Source organism: Mesorhizobium sp. LNHC252B00 (genome assembly GCF_000502955.1).
GTDB lineage: Bacteria > Pseudomonadota > Alphaproteobacteria > Rhizobiales > Rhizobiaceae > Mesorhizobium.
This window is the reverse complement of the sequence record NZ_AYWO01000003.1, coordinates 523,082-549,396: the sequence shown is the minus strand read 5'-3', so window position 1 is coordinate 549,396 and position 26,315 is coordinate 523,082. Positions and strand designations below refer to the sequence as shown.

At 61.2% G+C, this 26,315-nt stretch carries 33 protein-coding genes and 3 pseudogenes; 35 read left to right on the top strand and 1 reads right to left on the bottom strand.

The annotated features are described in order from the left end of the window. Positions 1-38: 38 nt before the first annotated feature. The 29 genes and pseudogenes from rplC (at position 39) to X744_RS162790 (ending at position 18,424) form a co-directional block, all read left to right on the top strand. Positions 39-761, top strand: a complete 723-nt coding sequence (gene rplC, locus X744_RS162665) for a 50S ribosomal protein L3 (protein ID WP_023757978.1) — start codon at positions 39-41, stop codon at positions 759-761. Then, entirely contained in the window at positions 761-1,381 is a 621-nt protein-coding gene (gene rplD, locus X744_RS162670; protein ID WP_023757977.1) for a 50S ribosomal protein L4, read from the top strand. The genes rplC and rplD overlap by 1 nt, the downstream gene beginning before the upstream one ends. Continuing rightward, positions 1,378-1,671, top strand: a complete 294-nt coding sequence (locus tag X744_RS162675; protein WP_023757976.1) for a 50S ribosomal protein L23 — start codon at positions 1,378-1,380, stop codon at positions 1,669-1,671. The genes rplD and X744_RS162675 overlap by 4 nt, the downstream gene beginning before the upstream one ends. A gap of 23 nt (positions 1,672-1,694) precedes the next feature. Further along, positions 1,695-2,381: pseudogene (gene rplB / locus X744_RS0136075) on the top strand (50S ribosomal protein L2); the annotation flags it as partial. Next, a complete protein-coding gene (rpsS, locus tag X744_RS1000000174375; RefSeq protein ID WP_198032189.1) occupies positions 2,367-2,630 on the top strand; it encodes a 30S ribosomal protein S19 in 264 nt (87 codons plus the stop codon). The pseudogene rplB and the gene rpsS, both read left to right, overlap by 15 nt. A gap of 2 nt (positions 2,631-2,632) precedes the next feature. Then, positions 2,633-3,022, top strand: coding sequence for a 50S ribosomal protein L22 (gene rplV / locus X744_RS162680; protein ID WP_006205462.1), 390 nt, complete (start codon positions 2,633-2,635; stop codon positions 3,020-3,022). Further along, the gene (gene rpsC, locus X744_RS162685) at positions 3,022-3,747 is read left to right on the top strand and encodes a 30S ribosomal protein S3 (protein WP_023672753.1); all 726 of its coding nucleotides are present in this window, start codon (positions 3,022-3,024) and stop codon (positions 3,745-3,747) included. The genes rplV and rpsC overlap by 1 nt, the downstream gene beginning before the upstream one ends. Before the next feature lie 27 nt (positions 3,748-3,774). Continuing rightward, positions 3,775-4,188, top strand: coding sequence for a 50S ribosomal protein L16 (gene rplP / locus X744_RS162690; protein ID WP_013531427.1), 414 nt, complete (start codon positions 3,775-3,777; stop codon positions 4,186-4,188). Positions 4,189-4,201: 13 nt separating this feature from the next. Further along, a complete protein-coding gene (gene rpmC, locus X744_RS162695) occupies positions 4,202-4,402 on the top strand; it encodes a 50S ribosomal protein L29 (RefSeq protein ID WP_006205459.1) in 201 nt (66 codons plus the stop codon). A gap of 11 nt (positions 4,403-4,413) precedes the next feature. Continuing rightward, entirely contained in the window at positions 4,414-4,653 is a 240-nt protein-coding gene (gene rpsQ / locus X744_RS162700) for a 30S ribosomal protein S17 (protein ID WP_010909280.1), read from the top strand. 83 nt (positions 4,654-4,736) lie between these two features. After that, on the top strand, positions 4,737-5,105 hold the full coding sequence (gene rplN / locus X744_RS162705; RefSeq protein ID WP_006205457.1) for a 50S ribosomal protein L14: 369 nt from the start codon (positions 4,737-4,739) through the stop codon (positions 5,103-5,105). 12 nt (positions 5,106-5,117) lie between these two features. Further along, positions 5,118-5,432: a 50S ribosomal protein L24 gene (rplX, locus tag X744_RS162710; RefSeq protein WP_013531428.1), complete on the top strand. Its 315-nt coding sequence runs from the start codon at positions 5,118-5,120 to the stop codon at positions 5,430-5,432. Next, entirely contained in the window at positions 5,425-6,024 is a 600-nt protein-coding gene (rplE, locus tag X744_RS162715) for a 50S ribosomal protein L5 (protein ID WP_013531429.1), read from the top strand. The genes rplX and rplE overlap by 8 nt, the downstream gene beginning before the upstream one ends. 27 nt (positions 6,025-6,051) lie before the next feature. After that, complete coding sequence (gene rpsN / locus X744_RS162720) at positions 6,052-6,357, top strand: 30S ribosomal protein S14 (protein WP_010909282.1); 306 nt, start codon at positions 6,052-6,054, stop codon at positions 6,355-6,357. 12 nt (positions 6,358-6,369) lie between these two features. Further along, positions 6,370-6,768: a 30S ribosomal protein S8 gene (rpsH, locus tag X744_RS162725; protein WP_013531431.1), complete on the top strand. Its 399-nt coding sequence runs from the start codon at positions 6,370-6,372 to the stop codon at positions 6,766-6,768. 92 nt (positions 6,769-6,860) lie between these two features. Continuing rightward, positions 6,861-7,394 (top strand): 50S ribosomal protein L6, encoded by a 534-nt coding sequence (gene rplF / locus X744_RS162730; RefSeq protein WP_023757973.1) that lies wholly within the window; start codon positions 6,861-6,863, stop codon positions 7,392-7,394. A 193-nt stretch (positions 7,395-7,587) separates the two neighbouring features. Further along, positions 7,588-7,947 (top strand): 50S ribosomal protein L18, encoded by a 360-nt coding sequence (rplR, locus tag X744_RS162735; protein ID WP_023757972.1) that lies wholly within the window; start codon positions 7,588-7,590, stop codon positions 7,945-7,947. A 78-nt stretch (positions 7,948-8,025) separates the two neighbouring features. Further along, on the top strand, positions 8,026-8,589 hold the full coding sequence (gene rpsE / locus X744_RS162740; RefSeq protein ID WP_006333394.1) for a 30S ribosomal protein S5: 564 nt from the start codon (positions 8,026-8,028) through the stop codon (positions 8,587-8,589). Between the two features lie 24 nt (positions 8,590-8,613). Next, complete coding sequence (gene rpmD / locus X744_RS162745; RefSeq protein ID WP_006205449.1) at positions 8,614-8,811, top strand: 50S ribosomal protein L30; 198 nt, start codon at positions 8,614-8,616, stop codon at positions 8,809-8,811. 22 nt (positions 8,812-8,833) lie between these two features. After that, positions 8,834-9,307, top strand: a complete 474-nt coding sequence (gene rplO / locus X744_RS162750) for a 50S ribosomal protein L15 (RefSeq protein ID WP_023757971.1) — start codon at positions 8,834-8,836, stop codon at positions 9,305-9,307. A 193-nt stretch (positions 9,308-9,500) separates the two neighbouring features. Beyond that, positions 9,501-10,841 carry a preprotein translocase subunit SecY gene (gene secY / locus X744_RS162755; protein ID WP_023757970.1) on the top strand — a complete coding sequence of 447 codons (1,341 nt, stop codon included), beginning with the start codon at positions 9,501-9,503 and terminating at the stop codon, positions 10,839-10,841. Continuing rightward, a complete protein-coding gene (locus X744_RS162760) occupies positions 10,838-11,434 on the top strand; it encodes an adenylate kinase (RefSeq protein ID WP_023757969.1) in 597 nt (198 codons plus the stop codon). Before secY ends, X744_RS162760 begins: the two co-directional genes overlap by 4 nt. A gap of 207 nt (positions 11,435-11,641) precedes the next feature. Continuing rightward, positions 11,642-12,010: a 30S ribosomal protein S13 gene (gene rpsM, locus X744_RS162765; RefSeq protein ID WP_023757968.1), complete on the top strand. Its 369-nt coding sequence runs from the start codon at positions 11,642-11,644 to the stop codon at positions 12,008-12,010. 132 nt (positions 12,011-12,142) lie between these two features. Further along, positions 12,143-12,532, top strand: coding sequence for a 30S ribosomal protein S11 (rpsK, locus tag X744_RS162770; RefSeq protein WP_006205444.1), 390 nt, complete (start codon positions 12,143-12,145; stop codon positions 12,530-12,532). Positions 12,533-12,636: 104 nt separating this feature from the next. Further along, positions 12,637-13,636, top strand: a pseudogene (locus X744_RS01000000169355) (DNA-directed RNA polymerase subunit alpha). Positions 13,637-13,740: 104 nt separating this feature from the next. Then, positions 13,741-14,172 carry a 50S ribosomal protein L17 gene (gene rplQ, locus X744_RS162775; RefSeq protein WP_023757967.1) on the top strand — a complete coding sequence of 144 codons (432 nt, stop codon included), beginning with the start codon at positions 13,741-13,743 and terminating at the stop codon, positions 14,170-14,172. 195 nt (positions 14,173-14,367) lie between these two features. Then, complete coding sequence (locus X744_RS162780) at positions 14,368-15,855, top strand: Do family serine endopeptidase (protein ID WP_023757966.1); 1,488 nt, start codon at positions 14,368-14,370, stop codon at positions 15,853-15,855. A gap of 47 nt (positions 15,856-15,902) precedes the next feature. Further along, positions 15,903-17,210: a replication-associated recombination protein A gene (locus tag X744_RS162785; protein WP_023757965.1), complete on the top strand. Its 1,308-nt coding sequence runs from the start codon at positions 15,903-15,905 to the stop codon at positions 17,208-17,210. A 383-nt stretch (positions 17,211-17,593) separates the two neighbouring features. After that, the gene (locus X744_RS162790; protein ID WP_023757964.1) at positions 17,594-18,424 is read left to right on the top strand and encodes an aspartyl/asparaginyl beta-hydroxylase domain-containing protein; all 831 of its coding nucleotides are present in this window, start codon (positions 17,594-17,596) and stop codon (positions 18,422-18,424) included. 96 nt (positions 18,425-18,520) lie between these two features. On the opposite strand, the pseudogene tnpA reads toward X744_RS162790, so the two are convergent. Beyond that, positions 18,521-18,947: pseudogene (gene tnpA, locus X744_RS01000000169350) on the bottom strand (IS200/IS605 family transposase). A gap of 319 nt (positions 18,948-19,266) precedes the next feature. On the opposite strand from tnpA, the gene X744_RS162795 reads away from it, so the two are divergent. The 6 genes from X744_RS162795 (at position 19,267) to X744_RS162820 (ending at position 26,243) form a co-directional block, all read left to right on the top strand. Beyond that, a complete protein-coding gene (locus tag X744_RS162795) occupies positions 19,267-20,925 on the top strand; it encodes a hypothetical protein (protein WP_023757963.1) in 1,659 nt (552 codons plus the stop codon). Positions 20,926-21,002: 77 nt separating this feature from the next. Next, positions 21,003-21,377 carry a fluoride efflux transporter CrcB gene (gene crcB / locus X744_RS162800; protein WP_023757962.1) on the top strand — a complete coding sequence of 125 codons (375 nt, stop codon included), beginning with the start codon at positions 21,003-21,005 and terminating at the stop codon, positions 21,375-21,377. Between the two features lie 62 nt (positions 21,378-21,439). Further along, positions 21,440-22,420 carry an RluA family pseudouridine synthase gene (locus X744_RS162805; protein ID WP_023757961.1) on the top strand — a complete coding sequence of 327 codons (981 nt, stop codon included), beginning with the start codon at positions 21,440-21,442 and terminating at the stop codon, positions 22,418-22,420. A gap of 62 nt (positions 22,421-22,482) precedes the next feature. Continuing rightward, entirely contained in the window at positions 22,483-23,355 is an 873-nt protein-coding gene (locus X744_RS162810; protein WP_050589489.1) for a DMT family transporter, read from the top strand. 11 nt (positions 23,356-23,366) lie between these two features. Next, positions 23,367-24,158 carry an ATP12 family chaperone protein gene (locus tag X744_RS162815; RefSeq protein ID WP_023757959.1) on the top strand — a complete coding sequence of 264 codons (792 nt, stop codon included), beginning with the start codon at positions 23,367-23,369 and terminating at the stop codon, positions 24,156-24,158. Positions 24,159-24,353: 195 nt separating this feature from the next. After that, positions 24,354-26,243, top strand: coding sequence for an MFS transporter (locus X744_RS162820; protein WP_023757958.1), 1,890 nt, complete (start codon positions 24,354-24,356; stop codon positions 26,241-26,243). Positions 26,244-26,315 lie beyond the last annotated feature (72 nt).

The following is a 26,315-nucleotide window of genomic DNA, read 5'->3' as shown; positions in this document are numbered from 1 at the left end:
CGGTGCCCCTGGCCCGGAACTCTAAAGGAATTGAACCGATGCGTTCAGGTGTGATTGCAAAGAAGGTGGGAATGACCCGCATCTACAACGATGCCGGGGAACATGTTCCCGTCACCGTTCTCCAGATGGAGAACTGCCAGGTCGTGGCCCAGCGCACGCAAGAGAAGAATGGCTACACCGCCGTTCAGCTCGGCGTTGGCCTTGCCAAGGTGAAGAACACGTCGAAGGCGATGCGCGGCCATTTCGCGACCGCTTCCGTCGAGCCGAAGGCGAAGGTCGCCGAGTTCCGCGTCTCCGCCGACAACATGATCGACGTCGGGGCCGAGATCACCGTCGAGCACTTCGTCGCCGGCCAGAAGGTCGATGTGACGGGCACGACGATCGGCAAGGGTTTCCAGGGCGTCATCAAGCGCCACCACATGGGTGGTGGCCGCGCGACGCACGGTAACTCGGTCTCGCACCGTACGCACGGTTCGACCGGCCAGCGCCAGGACCCGGGCAAGGTGTTCAAGGGCAAGCATATGGCTGGCCACATGGGCGACACCCGCGTCACCACGCAGAATGTCGAGATCGTCTCGACCGACGCCGACCGCGGCCTGATCCTGATCCGCGGTGCGGTTCCCGGATCGAAGGGCGCCTGGATCCTGGTCCGCGATGCGGCCAAGGTGGCACTGCCGGCCAATGCGCCGAAGCCTGCCGCGATCCGCGCCGTTGCGGCAGCTGCTAAGAACGAGGCTCCGGCCACAGAGGGAGCGGAATAATGGATCTCAAGATCACAACGCTTGGCGGCAAGGACGCCGGCAAGGTGAAACTCTCCGAGGAGATTTTCGGCCTTGATCCGCGCGAGGACATCCTGCAGCGCGTCGTGCGCTGGCAGCTCGCCAAGAAGCAGCAGGGCACGCACAAGGCCAAGGGCCGCGCCGAGATCGCGCGTACCGGCGCCAAGATGTACAAGCAGAAGGGTACGGGCCGCGCCCGCCACCATTCGGCACGCGCTCCGCAATTCCGCGGCGGCGGCAAGGCCCACGGCCCGGTCGTTCGCAGCCACGAGCACGAACTGCCGAAGAAGGTTCGCGCTCTCGGGCTGAAGCATGCCCTCTCGGCCAAGGCCAAGAGCGCGTCGATCATCATCATCGACGAGCTGAAGCTGACCGAGGCCAAGACGAAGGCGCTGATCGCGAATTTCGCGACGCTGGGCCTGACCAACGCCCTGCTGATCGGCGGTGCCGAGCTTGACAAGAATTTCAAGCTCGCAGCGACGAACATCCCCAACATCGACGTGCTGCCCATCCAGGGCATCAACGTCTACGACATTCTGCGCCGCGGCACGCTGGTCCTTTCGAAGGCCGCCGTCGAGGCTCTCGAGGAGCGCTTTAAATGACCGACCTTCGTCATTATGACGTGATCGTCTCGCCGGCGATCACCGAAAAGTCGACCATGGCCTCCGAGCAGAACCAGGTCGTCTTCAACGTCGCCAAGAAGGCGTCGAAGCCGGAAATCAAGGCCGCCGTCGAAGCGCTGTTCGGCGTCAAGGTGATGGCCGTGAACACGCTTGTCCGCAAGGGCAAGATCAAGCGCTTCCGTGGCACGGTTGGCCGCCAGAGCGACGTCAAGAAGGCGATCGTGACGCTGGCAGATGGCCAGTCGATCGACGTCGCGACGGGTCTCTGAGCAAGGCGGCGAGGACAACAAACATGGCACTGAAAAAATTCAACCCGGTAACGCCCAGCACCCGTCAGCTGGTCATCGTCGACCGCTCCGGCCTCTACAAGGGCAAGCCCGTCAAGGGTCTGACCGAAGGCCTGACCAAGTCGGGCGGCCGCAACAACCACGGCCGCATCACCGCCCGCTTCATCGGCGGTGGCCACAAGCGTTCGTACCGCATCATCGACTTCAAGCGCCGCAAGTTCGACGTTGTCGGCACGGTCGAGCGCATTGAATACGATCCGAACCGCACCGCCTTCATCGCGCTGATCAAGTATGACGATGGCGAGCTGTCCTACATCATCGCTCCGCAGCGTCTGGCTCCCGGCGACAAGATCGTCTCCGGCGAAGCGGTCGACGTGAAGCCGGGCAATGCGATGCCGCTGGCCTCGATGCCGGTCGGCACCATTGTCCACAACATCGAGTTGAAGCCGGGCAAGGGCGCTCAGGTCGCCCGTTCGGCCGGTGGTTATGGTCAGCTGGTCGGTCGTGACCAGGGCATGGCGATCCTGCGCCTCAACTCGGGCGAGCAGCGTGTCGTTCACGGCTCTTGCATGGCTACTGTCGGCGCCGTGTCCAATCCGGACCACGGCAACATCAATGACGGCAAGGCCGGTCGCACGGTCTGGCGTGGCAAGCGTCCGCACAATCGCGGCGTGACCATGAACCCGGTCGACCANGACGGCTACCTTCTCAAGAAGGTGGACAAGGTTCGTGAAGGTGGTCGCAATGAGGTGATCAAGATGTGGAGCCGTCGCTCCACCATCCTGCCGCAGTTCGTCGGCTTCACCTTCGGTGTCTACAACGGCCAGAAGCATGTTCCCGTCTCGGTGAACGAGGACATGGTCGGTCACAAGTTCGGTGAATTCGCTCCGACCCGGACCTATTACGGTCACGGCGCGGATAAGAAGGCGAAGAGGAAATAATCATGGGCAAGGCCAAAGCTCCGCGCAGGCTTGCTGATAACGAAGCGCGCGCCGTGTTGCGCACGATCCGTATCAGCCCGCAGAAGCTGAACCTGGTTGCCGCGCTGATCCGCGGCAAGAAGGTCGCGACAGCGCTTTCCGATCTCGAATTTTCGGCCAAGCGGATTTCCGGCACGGTCAAGAAGACGCTGGAATCGGCAATCGCCAACGCGGAAAACAACCACGACTTGGATGTCGATGCACTGATCGTGGCGGAAGCCTATGTCGGCAAGTCGATCGTCATGAAGCGGTTCCATGCCCGTGGCCGTGGTCGCGCCAGCCGTATCGAGAAGCCGTTCTCGCACCTCACGATCGTCGTTCGTGAAGTCGAAGAAAAAGGGGAGGCCGCATAATGGGCCAGAAAGTCAATCCGATCGGTCTTCGCCTCGGCATCAACCGCACCTGGGACTCGCGCTGGTTCGCGAACACCGGCGAGTACGGCAAGCTGCTGCATGAGGACATCAAGATCCGCAAGTATCTCGAGAAGGAGCTCAAGCAGGCTGCCATCTCGAAGGTCGTGATCGAGCGTCCGCACAAGAAGTGCCGCGTCACCATCCACGCCGCGCGCCCGGGTCTGATCATCGGCAAGAAGGGCGCCGACATCGAGAAGCTTCGCAAGAAGTTGATGGAGATGACGAAGTCCGAAACGCACCTCAACATCGTTGAAGTGCGCAAGCCGGAAATCGACGCGACCCTGGTCGCCCAGTCGATCGCTCAGCAGCTTGAGCGTCGTATCGCGTTCCGCCGCGCCATGAAGCGCGCCGTTCAGTCGGCCATGCGCCTCGGTGCCGAAGGCATTCGCATCAACTGTGCCGGCCGTCTCGGCGGCGCCGAGATTGCGCGCATGGAATGGTATCGCGAAGGCCGCGTGCCGCTGCATACGCTGCGTGCTGACGTCGACTACGGCACTGCCGAAGCGCACACCGCTTATGGCATCTGCGGCGTCAAGGTCTGGGTGTTCAAGGGCGAGATCCTCGAGCACGACCCGATGGCTTCGGAGCGTCGTGCGACCGAGGGCGATGCTGCGCATGGCGGTGGTGGTGATCGCGAACGCGGTCGTCGTCGCGAAAACGCCTGAGACATTTAGGAATTTGGAGTTAGAACGATGCTGCAGCCAAAGCGCACAAAGTTCCGCAAGCAGTTCAAGGGCCGTATCCATGGTACCGCAAAGGGCGGCACCAATCTGGATTTCGGTGGTTTCGGGCTGAAGGCGCTTGAGCCGAACCGCGTTACCGCGCGCGAGATCGAGGCGGCACGCCGCGCGATCACGCGTGAAATGAAGCGCGCTGGTCGCGTCTGGATCCGTATTTTCCCGGACGTGCCGGTCACTTCGAAGCCGACCGAAGTCCGCATGGGTAAGGGCAAGGGCGCGGTCGACTACTGGGCGGCGCGCGTCAAGCCGGGCCGCATCATGTTCGAGATCGACGGCGTCAATGAAGAAACCGCCCGTGAGGCACTGCGTCTCGGCGCGGCCAAGCTCTCGGTCAAGACGCGCTTCGTGCAGCGCATCGCAGAATAAGGACGGGCTGATCATGAAAGCCGAAGACATCCGGACCAAGACCCAGGACCAGCTGACCGACGACCTGGCCAGCCTGAAGAAGGAGCAGTTCAACCTGCGCTTCCAGAAGGCCACCGGCCAGCTTGAGAAGACCGCGCGCGTGAGACAGGTCCGTAAGGACATTGCGCGTATCAAGACCATCGCTGCGGAAAAGTCCGCGGCTAAGAAGGCTTAAGGACGAAAACCATGCCAAAGCGCATTCTGCAGGGCACCGTCGTCAGCGACAAGAACGAGAAGACGGTTGTCGTCAAGGTCGAACGGCGCTTCACGCATCCCGTGATGAAGAAGACCGTGCGCATGACCAAGAAGTACAAGGCGCACGACGAGAACAACGCCCACAAGGTTGGCGATCAGGTGTTCATCCAGGAATCGAAGCCGATTTCCAAGGACAAGCGCTGGATCGTCGTGTCTTCGGACCAAGCCTGACCTCGGGCGTAAACAACGAATTTTGGACAGACCGGGGAGGGGCTTTGAGCCCATCCCGTTAGAAAAGAAGAAGGCGGCCAGTCATGATTCAGATGCAAACAAACCTCGACGTCGCGGATAATTCCGGCGCCCGTCGTGTCATGTGCATCAAGGTGCTGGGCGGCTCGAAGCGGAAATACGCTTCCGTGGGCGACATCATCGTGGTGTCGATCAAGGAAGCCATCCCGCGCGGCCGCGTGAAGAAGGGCGATGTGATGAAGGCGGTCGTGGTTCGCACGGCCAAGGACATCCGCCGCCCGGACGGCAGCGTGATCCGTTTCGACAAGAACGCGGCCGTTCTCGTCGACAACAAGAAAGAGCCGATCGGCACGCGTATCTTCGGACCGGTTCCGCGCGAACTCCGCGCCAAGAACCACATGAAGATCATCTCGCTCGCGCCTGAAGTGCTGTAAGGAGCCGGACCAATGCAAAAGATTAGAAAAGGCGACAAGGTCGTCGTGCTGGCCGGCAAGGACAAGGGCCGTTCGGGCGAAGTCCTCTCGGTACAGCCGAAGGAAGACACCGCGCTGGTGCGCGGCGTCAACATGATCCGTCGTCACCAGAAGCAGTCCCAGTCCCAAGAGGGCGGGATCATCACCAAGGAAGCGCCGATCCAGCTGTCGAACATCGCGCTGGCCGACCCCAAGGATGGCAAGCCGACCCGCGTCGGTTTCATCTTCCAGAAGGACGGCAAGAAGGTGCGCGTCGCCAAGCGCTCGGGAGAAGTCATCAATGGCTAAGGCTCAAACCACGAAGCCCAAGGCTGAAAGCAAACAGTCCAAGGCCCAGAACACGCCGCGCCTCAAGCAGGTCTACAACGAGACCATCCGCAAGGCGCTGCAGGAACAGTTCGGCTACGACAACGAGATGCAGGTTCCGCGCATCGACAAGATCGTGCTGAACATGGGCGTTGGCGAAGCGACCGCCGATTCGAAGAAGCCTTCGATCGCGGCCGAAGACCTGGCGATGATCGCCGGCCAGAAGGCCGTCGTCACCCGCGCCCGCAATTCGATCGCCGGCTTCAAGGTCCGCGAGAAGATGCCGATCGGCGCCAAGGTCACGCTGCGCAAGGAACGCATGTACGAGTTCCTCGACCGCCTCGTGAACATCGCACTGCCGCGCGTCCGCGACTTCCGCGGACTGAATCCGAAGAGCTTCGATGGCCGTGGCAACTACGCCATGGGTATCAAGGAACACATCGTGTTCCCGGAGATCAACTACGACAAGGTTGATCAGATCTGGGGCATGGACGTCATCGTTTGTACGACTGCGAAGACGGACGACGAAGCCAGGGCATTGCTCAAGGCCTTCAACTTCCCCTTCCGCCAGTAACGGCAGCGAGAAAAGGAAAAATCTGAAATGGCAAAGACCAGCTCAGTCGAGAAGAACAACAGGCGCCGCAAGCTTGCCGACCAGTACGGTCCCAAGCGGGCTGCCCTCAAGGCGATCATCATGGATCAGTCCAAGCCGATGGAGGAGCGCTTCCGCGCTCAGCTGAAGCTTGCTGCCCTGCCGCGCAACTCGGCCAAGATCCGCATCCGCAACCGCTGCGAAGTCACCGGTCGTCCGCGTGCCTACTATCGCAAGCTCAAAGTATCGCGCATCGCGCTTCGTGATCTCGGCAACAACGGCCAGATCCCGGGCCTGGTCAAGTCGAGCTGGTAAGGAGGACATAACATGTCATTGAGCGATCCTCTCGGCGATATGCTGACCCGCATCCGCAACGCGTATGGCCGCAAGAAGTCGAGCGTTTCGACGCCGGCTTCGCGCCTGCGCACCCGCGTCCTCGACGTGCTGAAGGCTGAAGGCTATATCCGCGATTACAGCCAGACCGACTTCGACAACGGCAAGTCCGAAATCGAGATCGAGCTGAAGTATTTCGACGGCGCGCCGGTCGTGCGCGAAATCGCCCGCGTCTCGAAGCCAGGCCGCCGCGTCTATGTTTCGGCCAAGTCGATTCCGCAGGTCGCCAACGGCCTCGGCATCGCCATCCTTTCGACACCGAAGGGCGTGATGGCCGACCACGAAGCGCGTGAACAGAACGTCGGCGGTGAAATCCTCTGCCAGATCTTCTGATCTGGCGTGTGATCGGAAAAAGTGGAATCCGGTCTTCGGGATCATCCCCGAAGACCGAGACCTGAAACAAGAGAAGTGACGAGGACAACAAAATGTCTCGTATTGGAAAGAAACCCGTTTCGCTGCCGCAGGGCGTGACCGCGACCGTCAACGGCCAGACCGTGACGGCGAAGGGCCCCAAGGGTGAGCTGAAGTTCGTGGTGAACGACGAAGTTCTGGTCAAGATGGAAGGCAGCGAGATCTCTGTCCAGCCGCGCGACCAGACCAAGACCGCCCGCTCCAAGTGGGGCATGTCGCGCACGCAGATCGTCAACATCCTGCAGGGCGTCAAGGACGGTTTCGAGAAGAAGCTCGAGATCACCGGCGTCGGCTATCGCGCGGCACTTCAGGGCAAGAACCTGCAGCTGGCACTTGGCTTCAGCCATGACGTCGTCTACGAGACGCCGCAGGGCATCACGATCACCGTGCCGAAGCCGACCGAAATCACCGTGGCAGGCATCGACAAGCAGCAGGTCGGCCAGGTTGCGGCCGAAATTCGCGAATACCGCGGCCCCGAGCCTTACAAGGGCAAGGGCGTCCGTTACGCTGGCGAGAAGATCGTCCGCAAGGAAGGCAAGAAGAAATAGTCGTGAATGGTGAATGGTGAATGGTGAAATGGCAGTAGGGTAGAGCAGGGGCCGGGTGGCACTCCGCTTCTACCGTTCACCATTTTTCCATTCACCATTCACTGCAAATCAACGCCGCGGGGAGCGGTCGCGGGAGGCGCTTTCGCCTACCGCACATGACGGCCCCCGTTTTTTGAAGGCAAGGAAGACTATCATGGGTACTAAGGAATCCACGCAGCGCCGTGCGCAGCGCGTCCGCCGCCAGATCAAGAAGGTCGCCGGCGAGCGTCCGCGTCTGTCTGTTCACCGCACGTCGAAGAACATCTATGTGCAGGTCATCGACGACGCCAAGGGCCACACCATCGTCGCTGCTTCGACGCTCGAGAAGGACCTCAAGGGTTCGCTCAAGACCGGCGCCGACACCGCCGCCGCCGCCGCGATCGGCAAGCTGATCGCCGAGCGCGCCACCAAGGCTGGCGTCAAGGAAGTCGTCTTCGACCGCGGTGCTTACATCTATCACGGCCGCGTCAAGGCGCTCGCCGAGGCTGCCCGCGAAGGTGGTCTGAGCTTCTAAAATTTCGCCCCCGGTGACCCACAGAGGCACCGGATCTTATCAGCAACCGTGCTTCCGGAAAAAAACAAGGAACAGGATATGGCACAGGAACGTAGGGATGGCGGCCGTGGCCGCGATCGTGAAGAACGCGATGACGGCATGGTGGACAAGCTTGTCCACATCAACCGCGTCGCCAAGGTCGTCAAGGGCGGCCGTCGCTTCGGTTTTGCAGCACTCGTCGTCGTCGGCGACCAGAAGGGCCGCGTCGGCTTTGGTCACGGCAAGGCGCGCGAAGTGCCGGAAGCTATCCGCAAGGCAACTGAATCGGCCAAGCGCGACATGATCTTCGTGCCGCTGCGCTCGGGCCGTACGCTGCACCACGACGTCGAAGGACGCTGGGGCGCCGGACGCGTGCTGCTGCGCGCTGCCAAGCAGGGTACCGGCATCATCGCCGGTGGCCCGATGCGCGCTGTCTTCGAGACGCTCGGCATGCATGACGTGGTCGCCAAGTCGATGGGTTCGTCGAACCCTTACAACATGGTTCGCGCCACTTTCGACGCGCTGAAGAGCCAGATGCATCCCAAGGATGTGGCTGCTGCTCGCGGCATCAAGTATTCGACCCTTCAGGCCCGCCGCGGCACCGCCGTTGCGGCTGAAGAATAGTCGATCTGACCAGGGATTTTGACCATGGCCAAGAAAGCAACCAAGACCATCACCGTTGAGCAGATCGGTTCGCCGATCCGCCGTCCGAAGGAACAGCGCGCGACGCTGGTCGGCCTCGGCCTCAACAAGATGCACAAGCAGCGCACGCTGGAAGATACGCCCTCCGTGCGCGGCATGATCGCTGCCGTCCAGCATCTCGTCCGCGTTGTGGACGAGGGCTGAGCCAGAGCGCAGGAGAACTCAGATGAAACTCACCGATCTGCGTGACAATGACGGCGCGACGCACTCCAAGAAGCGTCTCGGCCGTGGTATCGGCTCAGGCTCCGGCAAGACCGGCGGTCGCGGCGTCAAGGGCCAGAAGGCGCGCTCCGGCGTCGCCATCAACGGCTTCGAGGGTGGCCAGATGCCACTCTACCGGCGCCTGCCGAAGCGTGGCTTCAACAACATCTTCGCCAAGAGCTTCACCGTCGTCTCGCTAGCCCGCATCCAGGTGGCCATCGACGCCAAGAAGCTCGACGCCAAGGCAACCGTGACGGCCGAATCGCTGGTTGCCGCCGGCGTCATCCGCCGCGTCAAGGACGGCGTGCGCATCCTCTCGGACGGCGAGATCAAGGCGAAGCTCGCCTTTGACGTTGCCGGCGCCTCCAAGGCCGCGATCGAGAAGATCGAAAAGGCCGGCGGCTCGGTCAAACTGCCGGAAAAGGCAGCTGCCGAATAACGGCAATTTGATGCGCGATCGGCAGGAGTGGGATCGGTTTTTGCTCACGATTGCGCTTTGATCTGCCTAATCAAGCGGCCGCATCCACGCGGCCGCTTGCATGTTTAGAGCCCGGAGCTTATCTCGTGAGCTTCGGTGAAACGCACCGCCTGACCTCAAGGGCCATCAAGCGTTACCAAGCGGAGAATCAGGCATGGCTTCGGCTGCTGAACAATTAGCCTCGAATCTGAATTTCTCGGCCTTCGCCAAAGCGGAGGATCTGAAGAAACGCATCTGGTTCACGATCGGCGCGCTGCTGGTCTATCGCCTCGGCACCTATATTCCGCTTCCCGGCATCAACCCCGACGCCTTCGCCCAGGCCTTCTCCTCGCAGAGCAAGGGCGTGCTGGGCATGTTCAACATGTTCGCCGGCGGCGCCGTACAGCGCATGGCGATCTTTGCACTCGGCATCATGCCTTACATCTCCGCCTCCATCATCATGCAGCTGATGACCTCGGTCATCCCTTCGCTGGAATCGCTGAAGAAGGAAGGCGAACAGGGCCGCAAGGTCATCAACCAATACACGCGCTACGGCACCGTGCTGCTTGCGCTGGTTCAGGCCTATGGCATTTCGGTGGGCCTGGAGAACGGCAACGGCATCGTCAGCGATCCCGGCATGTTCTTCCGCATCTCGACCGTCGTCACGCTGGTCGGCGGCACCATGTTCCTGATGTGGCTCGGCGAGCAGATCACCGCTCGCGGCATCGGTAACGGCATTTCGCTCATCATTTTCTCCGGCATCGTCGCCGGCCTGCCGCATGCCATCTCCGGCACGCTTGAGCTTGGCCGCACCGGCGCGCTGTCGACCGGCCTGATCCTGGCGATCATCGTGCTCGCCATCGTCGTCATCGCCTTGATCGTGTTCTTCGAGCGCGCCCAGCGCCGCTTGCTGATCCAGTATCCGAAGCGCCAGGTCGGCAACCGGATGTTCCAGGGCGATACCTCGCACTTGCCGCTGAAGCTCAACACGTCGGGCGTCATTCCGCCGATTTTCGCCTCGTCGCTGCTGCTGCTGCCGGCCACGGTCGCCGGCTTCTCGCAGACGACGAACATGCCGGCCTGGGCAAGCACGATTCTGGCCTCGCTCGGCCACGGCCAGCCGCTCTACATGGCGTTCTACGCGGCGATGATCGTGTTCTTCGCCTTCTTCTACACTGCGATTGTCTTCAACCCGAAGGACACCGCCGACCAGCTCAAGAAGCATTCCGGCTTCATCCCGGGCTATCGTCCGGGCGAGCGCACCGCCGATTATATCGACTACGTTCTCACCCGCATCACCGTCGTCGGCGCCATCTATCTGGTGCTGGTGTGCCTGCTGCCGGAGTTCCTTATCTCGGCGACTGGCGTACCATTCTACCTTGGTGGCACATCGCTTCTGATCGTGGTCAGTGTCACGCTCGATACGGTTGCGCAGATTCAGGGTCACCTGATTGCGCATCAGTATGAAGGCCTGATCAAGAAGTCGAAGCTGCGCGGGGGGAAGAAAGCCAGATGAGGTTGATATTGCTTGGGCCGCCAGGGGCGGGCAAGGGGACACAAGCACAAAGACTGGTAGAAAAACACGGCATACCCCAGCTTTCGACGGGCGACATGCTGCGTGCTGCCGTCCAGGCTGGCACCGAAGTCGGCAAGCGCGCCAAGGCGGTAATGGATGCCGGTGAGCTGGTGTCCGACGCCATCGTCAACGCGATCGTCGCCGAGCGTATCGATCAGGCCGACTGTGCCAATGGGTTCATCCTCGACGGATATCCGCGGACGCTGGTGCAAGCGGACGCGGTCGAGCAGATGCTTTCGAATCGCTCCCAGGGGCTCGATGCCGTCATTGAGCTTGTCGTTGACGATAAGGCGCTGATCGGCCGCATCGTCAAGCGCGCCGACGAGGCACAGGCAGCTGGTCTGCCTGTTCGCAAGGACGACAATCCGGCCGTGTTCGAGGAGCGTCTGCGAGAGTACTACAAGAAGACGTCGCCTCTGATTGGCTACTACTATGCCAAGGGCAAGCTCCGGAGCGTCGACGGCATGGCCGATATCGATGCGGTGACGGAGCAGATCCAAGCGGTGCTCAGGAACGCAACGCGGGGAAATTAACGATTGCACTTGACGGAGGCGGTTCGCTGCGGTATGGCGGCCCGTCTTCCTATCAGGCATGGACTTTGCTTGTCCGCAAGGGCAAGGCAGTCGCTTTGAACTGGAAACTCCCGCATGGGCCGGCCTCCACCGGACGCGGGGCAACTTAAGATAGCGCCGGACCCGCCTTTCTGAAGGTTGGCCGGCCCAAATGGAGAAGAGAAGAACATGGCTCGTATAGCCGGCGTCAACATTCCGACCAACAAGCGCGTCGTCATCGCGCTTCAGTACATTCACGGCATTGGCAAGAAGTTCGCCCAGGAGATCGTCGACAAGGTCGGCATCCCGGCCGAACGTCGCGTCAACCAGCTCACCGACGCGGAAGTGCTGCAGATCCGCGAAGCCATCGACCGTGATTATCAGGTCGAGGGCGACCTGCGTCGCGAAGTCTCGATGAACATCAAGCGGCTCATGGACCTCGGCTGCTACCGTGGCCTGCGTCACCGCCGCTCGCTGCCGGTCCGCGGCCAGCGCACGCATACCAATGCGCGCACCCGCAAGGGCCCGGCCAAGTCGATCGCCGGCAAGAAGAAGTAAGCGAGCGAATAGCGAGTAGCCAATAGCGAGTAGGAATCCCTATTCGCTATTCCCTACTCACTACTCACTACTCGCTCTCCAGGTGGAGCCGCTGGCATTACGGCGGTGTAGAGATCAACTGAAAGGACCATCATGGCCAAGGAAGCCGCCCGTGTTCGCCGTCGCGAACGCAAGAACATTTCGTCGGGCGTTGCCCACGTCAATTCGACCTTCAACAACACGATGATCACCATCACCGACGCGCAGGGCAATTCGATCGCCTGGTCGTCGGCCGGTGCCCAGGGCTTCAAGGGTTCGCGCAAGTCGACCCCGTTCGCTGCCCAGATGGCTGCGGAAGATGTTGCCAAGAAGGCCCAGGAACACGGCATGCGCATGCTCGAGGTCGAGGTCTGCGGACCTGGCTCGGGTCGTGAATCGGCACTGCGCGCCCTGCAAGCGGCCGGCTTCACCATCACCTCGATCCGTGATGTGACGCCGATCCCGCACAATGGCTGCCGCCCGCGCAAGAAGCGCCGCGTCTAAGCAATTTACCGAACGTCGCGCGAGCGCCCTTGGGGCGCTCCTCCACGGCATTCCAGGTCGCCCGCCACGATTGGATGGTGGCGGGTCAACGGAAGGAAAGCATCATGATCCAGAAAAATTGGCAGGAACTGATCAAGCCGAACAAGATCGAGTTCTCGTCGAAGAAGAAGACNGGTCGCCGAGCCGCTCGAGCGTGGCTTTGGCCTGACGCTGGGCAACGCGCTGCGTCGCGTGCTTTTGTCTTCGCTGCGCGGTGCGGCCGTTACCGCCGTGCAGATCGACGGCGTTCTGCATGAATTCTCGTCCATCGCCGGCGTGCGCGAGGACGTGACCGACATCGTCTTGAATATCAAGGAAATCGCTATCCGCATGGAAGGCGATGGCCCCAAGCGCATGGTCGTTCGCAAGCAGGGACCGGGTGCGGTTCTCGCCGGCGACATCCAGACGGTTGGCGACGTCGAGATCCTCAACCCCGACCACGTCATCTGCACGCTGGACGAGGGCGCTGAAATCCGCATGGAATTCACCGTCGACACCGGCAAGGGTTACGTGCCGGCCGACCGCAACCGTGCCGAAGACGCGCCGATCGGCCTGATCCCGGTCGACAGCCTCTATTCGCCGGTCAAGAAGGTCTCCTACAAGGTCGAGAACACCCGTGAGGGCCAGGTTCTCGACTATGACAAGCTCACCATGACCATCGAGACCGACGGTTCGATTACCGGCGAGGACGCGGTGGCTTTCGCCGCCCGCATCCTGCAGGACCAGCTTGGCCTGTTCGTCAACTTCGACGAGCCGCAGAAGGAAGTCGCCACCGAGGCCGTCACCGAGCTCGCCTTCAACCCGGCGCTGCTCAAGAAGGTCGACGAGCTCGAGCTTTCGGTGCGTTCGGCCAACTGCCTGAAGAACGACAACATCGTCTATATCGGCGACCTGATCCAGAAGACCGAAGCCGAGATGCTGCGCACCCCGAACTTCGGCCGCAAGTCGCTGAACGAGATCAAGGAAGTCCTGGCAGCGATGGGCCTGCACCTCGGCATGGAAGTGCCGGACTGGCCGCCGGAAAACATCGAAGACCTCGCCAAGCGTTACGAAGATCAATATTGAGCATGAATTCCAAGGATCGGCGGCGTGGGCCGCTCGATCCGACGGTCATGCGGAAAACCATCAGGGGCCTCGGCCTCTTGAACAACTGAAGAAGGAAAAGAGCCATGCGCCACGGTTTCAAAGGCCGTCGCTTCGCCCGAAGCATTAGCCATCGCAAGTCGATGTTCGCCAACCTCGCCGTGTCGCTGCTCGAGCATGAGCAGATCGTCACCACCCTGCCGAAGGCGAAGGATTTGCGTCCGATCGTCGAGAAGCTGGTGACGCTCGGCAAGCGCGGCGACCTGCACGCCCGCCGCCAGGTGATCGCGCAGATCGGCAATGAAGGCGTCGTCAAGCGCCTGTTCGACACCATCGCACCGCGCTACGCCACCCGCAACGGCGGCTATTTGCGCATCATGAAGGCGGGCTTCCGCCACGGCGACAACGCCGCCATGGCCGTCATCGAGTTCGTCGATCGCGACAGCTCGGCCAAGGGCGCTGGCGACCGCGCCCGCATCGAAGCCGAAGGCACCGAAGCGGACGCCGCAGCCGCATAAGGCTCGGTCTATCCTGGAATTCAAAGGGGCCTGCGGGCCCCTTTTTGTTTCTGAAAGCAGAAACTTGCGGCCAGAGCCGATTTCTGGCCGGAACCAAGGGTCTTTGGCCGAAATAATCGGATTTCGGCGGCTTAGCCTTTCATTTTGCACAATCGTCGGGACAATGGCCCCGAACTCGCCTTGGAGGATTCGTGAATGCGCGCCACCCGACTGTCCCTTGTCCTGCTCTTCGCCATGACGGCGTTTGCGGCCGCACCGGTGGTCAGGCAGGCATTGGCCGAGGAGACCAAGACCGATCCCGGCCTGTCGGACGTGCTGACCGATCTGCTGCACGGCGTCGAAGGCGAAAACGCTACCTCTGGTCCGGACAAGCGCGTGCCGTTCGGTCGTGAGGAGGTGCAGCTGTCGTTCGCTCCGCTGGTCAAGCAGACGGCGCCGGCCGTGGTCAATGTCTATGCCTCGCAGACCGCCAAGGTGACATCGCCCTTCGATGGCGATCCGTTCTTCGAGGAATTCTTCGGCCGCTCGCAGCCGCGCGCCCAGTCGTCGCTCGGCTCCGGCGTGCTGGTCGACACAACCGGCGTCGTGGTCACCAATTACCACGTCATCAAGGATGCCGATCAGGTCAAGGTGGCGACCGCGGACGGGCGTGAATTCGACAGCAAGGTGCTGCTCAAGGACGAGACGTTCGATCTTGCCGTGCTCAAGATCGCCTCCGACAAGCCGTTTCCGGTGATTGCGATCGGCGATTCCGACGCGCTTGAGGTCGGCGATCTGCTGCTGGCCATCGGCAACCCCTTCGGTGTCGGCCAGACCACCACCAGCGGCATCGTCTCGGCACTTGCCCGCAGCCATATCGGCGTGTCGGATTCCAGCTTCTTCATCCAGACCGATGCCGCCATCAACCCCGGCAATTCCGGCGGCGCGCTGATCAACATGGGCGGCCAACTGGTCGGCATCAACACGGCCATCTATAGCCGCGGCGGTGGTTCGATCGGCATTGGTTTCGCCATTCCCTCGAACATGGTTCGCGCCTTCGCCGACGCCGCCAAGGCCGGGCTCGACTTCTTCGAGCGGCCCTATATCGGCGCCGAGTTCGAAGCGGTGACGCCGCAGATCGCCGAATCGCTCGGCATGGAAAAGCCGACCGGTGCATTGGTCTCGTCGGTCGAGGCGACCGGACCGGCCGCCAAGGCGGGGCTCAAGCCCGGCGACGTCGTGCTGCAGCTCAATGGCAAACCGGTCGAGAGCATCGAAGCGCTGGACTACCGGATGGCGACGTTGTCGATCGGCACCACCGCCAATTTCGCGGTTCTGACCAAGGGCCAGCAGGCGGCGATGGACATCGCGCTGGAGCGCGCTCCGGAGGGCATGAAGGCTGCCGAAGTGACCCTGCATGGTCGCAGCCCTTTTTCGGGCGCCAAGGTCGCGGAACTGTCGCCCCGGCTCGCCCAGCGGCTCGGCCTGCGCACTGATATCAAAGGTGTCACTGTGGTGGATATCAACCGCGATTCGCCGGCCGCCGATTTCGGCTTCCAGCCGGGCGATATCGTGCGCGAGGTGAATGGCACCACCATCGACACCGCGGCGACCCTGGAACTGGCGGCCAAGACTGATACGCGCTGGTGGCGCTTTACGGTCGAACGCGGCGGGCAGATACTGCGTCAGGTGTTGCGTTATTAGGGCACAGCCCCGAGCATCAGGGTTCATGCTCCAACGAAAAGAAGTGCATGGCCGATCTGTTCAGCGTCGATGAACCGGAAAAAGCGTCGCCCGGGCGGCCGCTGGCCGACAGGCTGCGGCCAAGAAACCTTGGTGAGGTCGTCGGCCAGGAGCATCTGACCGGCCCTGACGGCGCGCTGACCCGGCTGATCGGTTCCGGCTCGCTTGGCTCGATGATCTTCTGGGGACCGCCCGGCACCGGCAAGACGACGGTGGCGCGGTTGCTGGCCGGCGAAACCAGCCTGGCCTTCGAGCAGATATCGGCGGTGTTTTCCGGCGTCGCCGATCTGAAAAAAGTGTTCGAGGCAGCCAAGCTGCGCCGCGCCAAGGGCCGCCAGACCTTGCTGTTCGTCGACGAGATACATCGCTTCAACCGCGCCCAGCAGGACAGTTTTCTCCCTGTCATGGAGGACGGAACCGTCGTGCTGGTTGGCGCCACGACCGAGAATCCGTCCTTCGAGCTGAATGCCGCTCTGCTGTCGCGCGCGCGCGTCCTGGTCTTCCATTCGCTTGGCGAGGAGAGCATCGCCAAGCTGATGGCGCGGGCCGAGGAGGCCGAGGGCAGGGCGCTGCCGCTCAACGACGAGGCGCGGACCATGCTGATCCGTATGAGTGATGGCGACGGCCGTGCCTCGCTGACGCTCGCCGAAGAAGTCTGGCGGGCAGCCAAACACGGCGAGGTCTTCGATCCCGAAGGATTGCAGCGCATCGTTCAGCGCCGTGCACCGATCTACGACAAGGGCCAGGACGGCCACTACAATCTGATCTCGGCGCTGCACAAATCGGTGCGTGGTTCGGACCCTGACGCGGCCCTCTATTATCTTGCTCGCATGTTCGATGCCGGAGAGGATCCGCTCTATCTTGGCCGCCGGCTGGTGCGCATGGCCATGGAAGATATCGGCCTTGCCGATCCGCAGGCGCTGGCCGTCGCCAACGCCGCCAAGGACGCCTACGACTATCTAGGCTCGCCCGAGGGCGAACTGGCTTTTGCCGAGGCCGCCGTCTATCTCGCAACCGCGCCCAAATCCAACGCCGTCTACAACGCGTTCAAGGCAGCCACGCGGGCCGCGAAGGAACACGGCTCGCTGCTGCCGCCCAAGCACATCCTCAACGCACCGACGAAGCTGATGAAGGAGGAGGACTACGGTGCCGGCTACCGGTATGATCATGACGAGCCGGACGCCTTTTCGGGCCAGGACTATTTTCCGGAGAAGATGGGCCGCCAGACCTTTTATGATCCGCCCGAGCGCGGCTTCGAGCGCGACATCAGGAAGCGGCTCGATTATTGGGCGAAGCTGCGCAAGGAGCGGGGATAGCAGGCTTGCGTGCCCGGTCTCGTCACGCGTCGAAACGAGGTCTCGCCATGGGGCGTTTCCGCGGCGGTCGTTCTCGCCGCGACGCTGGCTTGATGCCGTTGCCGAAGCGGCCATGGACCAGCTACGCCGCTGGCGGGCGGATAATCAGCCGGAGCGGATCGTGCCCGACGCAATCTGGTCCCCGGGGAAATGGCACGAGCTTGGCCTGCCGGTGGTGCATTGACCGAAACTGGTGGGCTTCACCAGGCAGCCAGCCGGCCGCGATAGCAGGGGCCGTTGTGTGGTAACCCAAAAAACCTTATCAAGGCGCACGACCGGGCGGTGGTCGTTGCCGTGATTTGGGCACCTCATTCGCAACAGGATCGCGCGTCGCGCGTGGAAAAATGACAAAAACCCTTCGCAAAACCCTTCGCAAATTCGCCATTGCCATCCCGCTTCTCGCCCTTGGCTTCTATTTCATTCCCATCCTGACGACCATCTTCATCGTTTGCGGCCTGATCGACGTGCTGCGCAACGATCGCAAGGATCTATCGCTGTTCAGCGGCTACTTCCTCGGCAACGGCCTGTTCACTTGGCTGCTTTCGCCGTTCAATCTGCTGGTCGACCTTGTGTGCTACAGAAATCCGGGCGTCTGGAAGCTCGAGCAGTTTCCCGCCGACTATCAGCGCGAGGTCAATGAGGTCCTGGACATCTTCAAGGCGCGCAAGGACGAGATCATCGCCGACATCGACGCCAATTTCGGCGCCGGCCGGCGCGGCATGTATGTCTACCAGTGGTACGGCAAGCACAAAATCGACAACGTCGCCGAGTTCAATAAGGATTTCAAATACATCAAGACCATCGCCGTTTCCGTCTTCAGCAAGCGCGAATCGACCTCCTGGCACTTCGGCCCGCTGCGGCTCAGCTTGCGCATCCTATACAATCTGGTCCCGGTGAAATCGGAGATCTTCGTCGAGTGCGGCAACGTCAAGAATTATTGGTACGACAATCCGCTGTTCATCTTCGACGACACGCTGCTGCATCGCTCGGTCAATGAGTATGACGGCCGCCGCTACTGCGTGTTCATGGACATCATCCGTCCGTCCCCTGTTCCCGGCCTGATCGCGGCCATGCTCGCCATCGTCTCGGTGAGCGTCGAGCGCATCAATTCCATGTTCTACAAGAACTGGAAGATGATCGGTTCGACCAAGGCGAAGAAGACCGAGACGACCTGAGCTTAAATTTGTGAATACTCCACCGCCTAAAGGCGGTGGCTTCAAGTTACGGCTTAAAGCCGGATCGGTCCGCCGTCCGGCGGACAGGGCGCGAACTCACGTCACGTTGAAGTTGTCGTCGGGCTCGGGCGGCTCCTGGTTCATGATGTATTCGGCCCACATCTCGTCGGTCACATTCCCGCTGCTCACCACCCAGTAGCCTCTCGCCCACAGGTGCTGGCCCCAGTAGCGCTTGCGCAGTATTGCGAATTCGCTCAGCAGCTTGTGCGAGCTGCGCCCCTTCAGGTGCTGCACCGCGCGCGACACCGACAGCCGCGGCGGGATCGACACCAGCATATGCACATGGTCGCGGTTGATCGAGCCGGCATGCACAACCATCTCATGCGCGCGCCGTCTCGCGCAGCAACTCCCGGCACCGGTTTCCAACGTCGCCGCCAAGCACCGCGTAACGGTACTTCGTCACCCAAACCAGGTGATACTTGCAGTCCCAAACCGTGTGGCTGCCACGCTTGTACGCTTCCATCCAGCCAGTCTACACGGCAAGCGCCGCGATCCCAGCCGCCTAAAGGCGTGGGGTTTCCTGATCCCCTATCGGGACTCTAAATGCTGCTGGCTTCGCTGGCGGCATTTAGGCACATTTATAATATAATCGATTGCTACTTTAGTGTGATCGTAAGTATTGCTATTATTTGCGCTTGCGACGGCCGCCGGTTCAAGTGTACATCCCCCCTCAACTTGATGATTATTGTTCCGAATCGCGTGGGGCTCCGTTCCTGTCTGTATCGGTAGGAGTCCCGGTTTGACCTCGACAATCCTGCACTTGTTTTCTTTGGCGGCCCCAAGTGACGAAGAACGAGACTTTCCGATTCTGGATAAAGACCTACCTATGTACAATCTTGCTTGGTGTTGCTTTTGTAGCCATATACGTAGCGCTTGAAGAGCCAATATATTATTGGGATTTCGCTGCCTATTTCGATATATTCAACCAGCAGGGCGTGTTGTTGGTCGAAGATCCTGTTCGGTGGCTGCGCCTGCTGAGGGGCTCTATCGCCACGGACGATTACAGCACGGCAATTTTGGCGCCCCTGATGCCGTTTTACTTACTATTTGGCGGATCGAGGCTTTCATATGTCGCCGGAGTGGTCGCGGTCTACCTGGTCCCGACCGCTCTTTTCATGGGCAGAATGAGCTACATGGAGGCGGTCTCCGAGACGTCTCCATCCTGGGGCTGGCCTGCCGTATGGATTGCGGCCTTTCTTTACACGCCGTTCTGGGCGGCAACGCTTCGCGGATGGCCGGATATCGGCGGTTGCCTGGCGCTTTCTGCAGCGACCTATTTTCTCTGGAAATCGAACTTTCTGACCCGTGAACCGGTGATCAGCGGAATACGTGTCGGTGGGTACCTGTGGTTGGCGTTCATGCTGCGCCGCTGGTATGCCTATGCCGGTATAGGCGGCGGAATTTCGGCGGCCTTTTTCTGTTTGTTTCAGGCGGCAAAAGACCGGGACTTTCCGGTTCTCCTGAAAGCCGCGTTAGGCGGCGTGTGCGCGCTTCTCGTCGTCGCCGGAGCCGCACTGGCCTTCCAGCAACCTCTGATCCTCAGGATTCTGTGGACCAACTATGGTGATATCTACAGCGGATACAAGACGACCTTGGCATCCCAGCTCGATCAGGTAGTGTCCCGGCTCAGCTATGTGAACTGGCTGTTGATAATATTTGGCCTTTACATCTCTTTTTTACGTCGCAATCGCTTTTCTTTATTCTGTGCCGTCGCTTCGATAACCACCTTTTTTCTATTCACTCGGACACAAGATCCGGACCTTCATCATTCGATGCCAATGTTTCTTTGGCTCTTTCCCGCATACGCCCAGGCAATCGTTGCGATCGTTTCTATGCCGGCGCTGAGATCGCGATTGTCGGCCGCCATCATAGTCGTTGTCGCCGGACTTGCTTTTTTGGGAACCTTTTTCCCGATCGGCCGCCAGTTGCTGTCGCCGATCAATTATGTTTATGCCAGCCAAGGTATTCTCCCTCTTCATCTTGACAGTATGTCTGAATACAAACGCCTTACTGATGACCTTACCAGGGAAATGCGTCCTGAGGACCGTTTTGCGGTATTTGCTTCAGGCTCTGTCATGAACAGCTGGCTGTTGTTCGCCCTGAAAAGAAGCCTATATCCTCACATTGAATGGCCTTGCCAAGTGGACAGTCGCGATGGATTCGTACCTGACACATTGAAGTCAAGATATGCTGTCGTAACCGACCCGCCCGTTACCCATTTGCAATCGGGTGCGCAGCTCTGCGTTACGCTTTCCAACCAGTATATTCTCGACGGGAAGGGCATCGGTACCGCCTACAGACGCCTCGCGGAATACAAGTTGTCCGGTGGCGTTACCGGTTATCTCTACGAACAGACGCGCCCGGTCAGCAAAGCTGAAGTGGACGCCCTCTACACCGACTTCAGGAAGAAATATCCAAGCTGGATAACACCTGAGTGGTGACCAGTTCGACTGGTCTGCGCAGTTCTGCCCAACGCAGGGATTGACCAGGCTGCCCCTGTAGGGGCAGTAAAACGGTCATGTTGAATCTGCTTCTCGTTGTGGTCGGTGGCGGCATCGGTGCCGGCATTCGTCATCTCACCAGCATGGGCGCGCTGCGCCTTGTCGGCCCCAACTATCCCTGGGGCACGATGGCCATCAACATCGTCGGCTCCTTCGCCATGGGCCTGTTCATCGCCATCCTGGCGCGTCGCGGCGGATCGAACGAACTTAGGCTGTTCGTTGCCACCGGCATGCTCGGCGGCTTCACCACTTTCTCAGCCTTTTCGCTCGATTTCGCGACGCTGTGGGAGCGGGGAGCGACGCTGCCGGCGTTCGGATATGCGCTTGCCAGCGTCATTGGCGCCATTATCGCCCTGTTTCTGGGACTTTGGCTCGCAAGAACCGTTTCATAATGCTATTGCCGCGCCGAGAGCAGGGCCGAGCCCTGCCGGGAAACGGATAAGCGAAGAAGAATATGGCAGGCGTTGAACAGATCACGGTGGAGGCCGGCGAGGCGGGCATGCGGCTCGATCGCTGGTTCAAGACCCATTTCCCGGGCCTTGGTTTCGGCCATCTGCAAAAGCTGCTTCGCTCCGGCCAAATTCGTGTCGATGGCGGTCGGGTCAAGGCCGACACGCGTGTCGAGCCTGGCCAGATGGTGCGTGTCCCGCCGCTCGAGGTCGACAAGAAGGGCGAGAGCGCGCTGACCGGCCATTCGATCCGCAACCAGGGCGATGCCGATGTTCTCGCCAAGATGCTGATCCATGAGGATCCCAAGGTTTTCGTTTTCAACAAACCGGCAGGCCTTGCCGTGCAGGGTGGCTCCGGCGTCACCCGCAATGTCGACGACATGCTGGAAGCCTGGCGCAACCAGAAGGGCGAGAAGCCGCGCCTAGTGCACAGGCTCGACCGTGACACATCGGGTGTGCTGGTCGTCGCCCGAACGCGCCTTGCCGCCATGAAGCTCGCCGAAGCGTTTCGCGCCCGCGAGACCAAGAAGACGTATTGGGCGCTGGTCAAGGGCGTGCCGCCAAAGCGCGAGGACAAGATCTCGACCTGGCTGATCAAGGAGCCGACGCCGGATGGTGACCGCGTCCGCGTCGCCGCGCACGGCGAAAAGGGCGCCGACCACGCCGTGTCCTACTATCGCATCATCGAGCAGGCGGCGCAGACGATGACCTGGCTGGAGATGGAGCCCTATACGGGCCGCACCCACCAGCTTCGTGTCCATGCCGCTTACATCGGCTGCCCGATCCTGGGCGATCCGAAATATTTCGAGGCCGACACCAATTGGGATTTTCCGGGCGGCATTCAAAACCGCCTGCACCTGCATGCGCGGCGCATCATCATTCCGCATCCGGACAAGGGCGTCATCGATGTCACCGCGCCGATGCCGCCGCACATGCGCCAGAGCTGGAACCTGATCGGCTTCGACGACGCCAGCGCTGAGGACTGATCGTGAGCGGGGCCACCGACGCGCTCGCCACCGATACGCTTGATCGCCGCGATACGGTCGACATGGCCGCCGCCGCCATCATGGTCGGCCTGACTTTTTCCTGGGGGCTGAACTACGTCGCCGCCAAGATTTCCTATGCCGGTTACGACCCGGTCTTCCTGTCGATCGCGCGCTCGATCATCGGCGGCTTCTGCGTCTTCCTCTGGTGCCGTTGGCGCGGCATAGCGCTTTTCACGCGCGACGGGACATTGCGCGCCGGCATAGCCGTGGGCGCGCTGTTCGGCATCGAGTTCCTCTGCCTCTATGTCGGCCTGGAGCACACGACCGTCGCCCGCAACACGCTGCTGGTCAACACAATGCCGTTCTGGATGCTGCTCGGCGGCCATTTCCTGCTTGGCGAACAGATCACCTTGAGGAAATTCCTCGGTCTGTTGCTGGCCTTTGCCGGCCTTGCCGCAGTGTTTTCCGACAAGCTTGGCGGTGGCGGAGACATGCTGTTCGGCGATCTCCTGAGCCTCGGCTCCGGATTTTTCTGGGCCCTGACCAACATCCTCATCAAGCGGTCGAAGCTGGTCGAGGCGACTGCCGAAAAGCTTCTGCTTTACCAGCTCGCCGGTGCTGCAATCGTCGGCATATTGGTGCTGCCTCTCGCCGGTCCGCCCGTTCGCGATCCGACCGTGCTGCCGACTTTGGCGCTGCTTTTCCAGGCTGTCTACATCGTCGCCTTCACCTATGTGCTGTGGTTCTGGCTGCTGCGGCGCTATCCGGCATCTGGCCTGTCCAGTTTTACCGTCCTGTCGCCGGTTTTCGGCGTTTTGTGCGGCGCCGTGTTCTTGAATGAGCCGCTGACCATGCGCATTTTCCTGGCACTTGGCCTGATTGCCGCCGGACTGATCATCGTCAACCGGCCTACGCGCAAGATCGTGCCGGTGTGAGAGAGACCTCTATGCGTGATATCCTCAACGACCTCGAAGCGGGCAAGCATCTTTCCGACCCCGATCCGGTGCGCCGCGCCCAGATCCAGATGAAGACGCATCTGCCGAAGCGCTTCTACAAGACCGTCTCGGTCGCGCCGGTGGAAGACGGCTTTGCCGTGCATCTCGACGGCAAGCCGGTGCGGACGCCGGGCAAGGCGCTCCTGGCGCTGCCGACCGAGGCGGCGGCTGCGCTCGTCGCCAACGAGTTCGCCGCCCAGGGCGAGACCATCGATCCGGTGACCATGCCGGTGATGCGCCTCGTCAACACCGCCATCGACGGCGTTGCCAGCGATCCACAGGCGGTGCTGGAGGACATCCTGCGCTTTGCCTCGTCCGATCTGCTTTGCTATCGCGCCGACGCGCCGCAGGGGCTGGTGGAGCGGCAGAACCAACATTGGGATCCGGTTCTGGATTGGGCGAGGGAGACGCTCGGGGCAAGGTTCAACCTCGCCGAAGGAATCATCCATGTCGAGCAGCCGCGCGAAGCCATCGCCGTGCTGGGCAGCCATCTTGCCCGGCGCACCGATCCGCTGCGGCTCGCCGCCATCCATGTGATGACGTCGCTGACCGGCTCGGCGCTGCTGGCGCTGGCCGTCGATTTCGGCGAACTCGACGCCGAGGGCGCCTGGGCTGCCGGGCATGTCGACGAGGACTGGCAGATCGAGCATTGGGGGCAGGATGCGGAGGCCGTCGCGCGCCGCTCGGCCCGCAAGCGCGACATGTTGGCTGCCACCGGACTGCTCGAGGCGCTCAGGGGCTGACGGGTTCCGCCGCTCGCTCGGATTCATCCCGCAGCGCACCTAATACCAAAGTCATAATCCCAAAGACGCGCTGCCTTTGGCCAGCGCTTTCTGTCATTTTTCCCGTTGATGGCTGCCCTGAGTCCGCGTTCGGAGGAGAACACGGATGTTGCCGCGCAGCTTCGAGGTCAACGAGTCTCACGGGAGGAAAACACAATGGCAATGGCATCGACCGCCGGTGGAACGAGCCGCGGCATGACGCGGGAAGAGAAGAAGGTCATCTTCGCTTCCTCGCTCGGCACCGTTTTCGAATGGTACGATTTCTATCTCTACGGCTCGCTCGCAGTGTTCATCGGCTCGACGTTTTTCAGTCCGACCATTCCGGAAGCGACGCGTAATATCTTCGCGCTGTTGGCTTTCGCGGCCGGCTTCCTGGTGCGCCCGTTCGGCGCTCTGCTGTTCGGCCGCATCGGCGACCTTGTAGGCCGTAAATATACGTTCCTTGTCACCATGACGATCATGGGCCTGTCGACCTTCCTGGTCGGTCTGCTGCCTGGTTATGCGACCTTGGGTATCGCCGCCCCGATGATCCTGATCATCCTGCGCATGCTGCAGGGCCTGGCGCTGGGCGGCGAGTATGGCGGCGCGGCCACTTACGTCGCTGAGCACGCCCCGGACAATCGGCGAGGCTACTACACTTCCTGGATCCAGACGACGGCGACGCTCGGCCTGTTCCTGTCGCTGATTGTGATCCTGATCGTACAGGCTTCATTGAGCAAGGAAAGCTATGCCGCCTGGGGCTGGCGTATTCCGTTCATCGTATCCTTTCTGCTGCTGGGCATCTCGATCTGGATCCGGCTTTCGCTTTCCGAATCGCCGACCTTCCAGCGCATGAAGGATGAGGGCAAGGGCTCCAAGGCGCCGCTGACGGAAGCCTTCGGTCAATGGAAGAATGCCAAGATTGCCCTGCTGGCGCTGCTCGGTCTCACCGCCGGCCAGGCCGTGGTGTGGTACAATGGCCAGTTCTACGCGCTGTTCTTCCTGACCAACGTGCTCAAGGTCGACGCGCAGTCGGTTAACATCATGATCGCCATCGCATTGGCGATCGGCTCGATCTTCTTCGTCGTCTTCGGCTGGCTCTCTGACAAGATCGGCCGCAAGCCGATCATCATGGCGGGCCTTGCCTTGGCGATTGTCTGTACCTTCCCGCTGTTCAAGGCACTGACCTGGGCTGCCAATCCGGCGCTTGCCACGGCTCAGCAGAACACGCGGGCGACGGTGACGGCTGCACCCGGCGACTGCAGGTTCCAGTTCAATCCGGTTGGCAATGCGAAGTTCACAACGTCCTGCGATATCGCGACAGCCTTCTTGACCAGAAACTCGGTTCCTTATGACGTGGTGTCGACAGCTGCGGCCGGAACAGCCGCGTCGGTCAAGATCGGCAACGAAACGGTGGCTTCCTTTGACGCTGTCGCCGCTGGCGATCAGGCCAAGGCCAAGGAGGCGGCCTTCGTGAAAGCCGTCAACATGGCTCTGAAAGACGGAGGCTATCCGCTGAAGCGCGCGGCGATCAAGGTTGCGGACCAGAAGCTCGACGCGTTTGTCGCCGCCAACCCGGAACTGAAGCTGGACGGTGCCGCGATCCGCGCCGGTGAAAAGGCTACTGTGCCGGTCGACCAGGCGGTGAAGGACAAGTTGCTGACCACCGATGAAGCAGCGGGTGCGCCTGAAGTCACCGTCTACAACATCCCGGCTGGCGGCGCCTTCGCCATGTTTGCCGACCCGGCGGCCGTCAACTGGCCAATGACCATCGGTATCCTGTTCATCCTGGTCCTGTTCGTGACCATGGTCTACGGGCCGATCGCGGCGATCCTGGTCGAGATGTTCCCGACTCGCATTCGCTACACCGGTATGTCGCTGCCCTACCACATCGGCAATGGCTGGTTCGGAGGCCTGCTGCCGGCAACGGTGTTCGCGCTGAGCGCTTACAAGGGCGACATATATTATGGCCTCTGGTATCCGGTGGTGATCGCGGCGATGTCGCTGGTCATCGGCATGATCTTCGTGAAGGATACGCTCGGCACCGATCTGCACGCCAAGGAGTAGGCGGGCTGAAGCGGCTAAAGAAAAACCCGGCGTGAGCAATCGCGCCGGGTTTTTCTGTTGTATGGTCTGGAG

Excerpts from the sequence above, each read along its gene's own strand:
- rplC (WP_023757978.1), top strand. The coding sequence starts at position 39 with ATGCGTTCAGGTGTGATTGCAAAGAAGGTGGGAATGACCCGCATCTAC.
- rplD (WP_023757977.1), top strand. The coding sequence starts at position 761 with ATGGATCTCAAGATCACAACGCTTGGCGGCAAGGACGCCGGCAAGGTG.
- X744_RS162675 (WP_023757976.1), top strand. The coding sequence starts at position 1,378 with ATGACCGACCTTCGTCATTATGACGTGATCGTCTCGCCGGCGATCACC.
- rplV (WP_006205462.1), top strand. The coding sequence starts at position 2,633 with ATGGGCAAGGCCAAAGCTCCGCGCAGGCTTGCTGATAACGAAGCGCGC.
- rpsC (WP_023672753.1), top strand. The coding sequence starts at position 3,022 with ATGGGCCAGAAAGTCAATCCGATCGGTCTTCGCCTCGGCATCAACCGC.
- rplP (WP_013531427.1), top strand. The coding sequence starts at position 3,775 with ATGCTGCAGCCAAAGCGCACAAAGTTCCGCAAGCAGTTCAAGGGCCGT.
- rpmC (WP_006205459.1), top strand. The coding sequence starts at position 4,202 with ATGAAAGCCGAAGACATCCGGACCAAGACCCAGGACCAGCTGACCGAC.
- rpsQ (WP_010909280.1), top strand. The coding sequence starts at position 4,414 with ATGCCAAAGCGCATTCTGCAGGGCACCGTCGTCAGCGACAAGAACGAG.
- rplN (WP_006205457.1), top strand. The coding sequence starts at position 4,737 with ATGATTCAGATGCAAACAAACCTCGACGTCGCGGATAATTCCGGCGCC.
- rplX (WP_013531428.1), top strand. The coding sequence starts at position 5,118 with ATGCAAAAGATTAGAAAAGGCGACAAGGTCGTCGTGCTGGCCGGCAAG.
- rplE (WP_013531429.1), top strand. The coding sequence starts at position 5,425 with ATGGCTAAGGCTCAAACCACGAAGCCCAAGGCTGAAAGCAAACAGTCC.
- rpsN (WP_010909282.1), top strand. The coding sequence starts at position 6,052 with ATGGCAAAGACCAGCTCAGTCGAGAAGAACAACAGGCGCCGCAAGCTT.
- rpsH (WP_013531431.1), top strand. The coding sequence starts at position 6,370 with ATGTCATTGAGCGATCCTCTCGGCGATATGCTGACCCGCATCCGCAAC.
- rplF (WP_023757973.1), top strand. The coding sequence starts at position 6,861 with ATGTCTCGTATTGGAAAGAAACCCGTTTCGCTGCCGCAGGGCGTGACC.
- rplR (WP_023757972.1), top strand. The coding sequence starts at position 7,588 with ATGGGTACTAAGGAATCCACGCAGCGCCGTGCGCAGCGCGTCCGCCGC.
- rpsE (WP_006333394.1), top strand. The coding sequence starts at position 8,026 with ATGGCACAGGAACGTAGGGATGGCGGCCGTGGCCGCGATCGTGAAGAA.
- rpmD (WP_006205449.1), top strand. The coding sequence starts at position 8,614 with ATGGCCAAGAAAGCAACCAAGACCATCACCGTTGAGCAGATCGGTTCG.
- rplO (WP_023757971.1), top strand. The coding sequence starts at position 8,834 with ATGAAACTCACCGATCTGCGTGACAATGACGGCGCGACGCACTCCAAG.
- secY (WP_023757970.1), top strand. The coding sequence starts at position 9,501 with ATGGCTTCGGCTGCTGAACAATTAGCCTCGAATCTGAATTTCTCGGCC.
- X744_RS162760 (WP_023757969.1), top strand. The coding sequence starts at position 10,838 with ATGAGGTTGATATTGCTTGGGCCGCCAGGGGCGGGCAAGGGGACACAA.
- rpsM (WP_023757968.1), top strand. The coding sequence starts at position 11,642 with ATGGCTCGTATAGCCGGCGTCAACATTCCGACCAACAAGCGCGTCGTC.
- rpsK (WP_006205444.1), top strand. The coding sequence starts at position 12,143 with ATGGCCAAGGAAGCCGCCCGTGTTCGCCGTCGCGAACGCAAGAACATT.
- rplQ (WP_023757967.1), top strand. The coding sequence starts at position 13,741 with ATGCGCCACGGTTTCAAAGGCCGTCGCTTCGCCCGAAGCATTAGCCAT.
- X744_RS162780 (WP_023757966.1), top strand. The coding sequence starts at position 14,368 with ATGCGCGCCACCCGACTGTCCCTTGTCCTGCTCTTCGCCATGACGGCG.
- X744_RS162785 (WP_023757965.1), top strand. The coding sequence starts at position 15,903 with ATGGCCGATCTGTTCAGCGTCGATGAACCGGAAAAAGCGTCGCCCGGG.
- X744_RS162790 (WP_023757964.1), top strand. The coding sequence starts at position 17,594 with ATGACAAAAACCCTTCGCAAAACCCTTCGCAAATTCGCCATTGCCATC.
- crcB (WP_023757962.1), top strand. The coding sequence starts at position 21,003 with ATGTTGAATCTGCTTCTCGTTGTGGTCGGTGGCGGCATCGGTGCCGGC.
- X744_RS162805 (WP_023757961.1), top strand. The coding sequence starts at position 21,440 with ATGGCAGGCGTTGAACAGATCACGGTGGAGGCCGGCGAGGCGGGCATG.
- X744_RS162810 (WP_050589489.1), top strand. The coding sequence starts at position 22,483 with ATGGCCGCCGCCGCCATCATGGTCGGCCTGACTTTTTCCTGGGGGCTG.
- X744_RS162815 (WP_023757959.1), top strand. The coding sequence starts at position 23,367 with ATGCGTGATATCCTCAACGACCTCGAAGCGGGCAAGCATCTTTCCGAC.
- X744_RS162820 (WP_023757958.1), top strand. The coding sequence starts at position 24,354 with ATGGCAATGGCATCGACCGCCGGTGGAACGAGCCGCGGCATGACGCGG.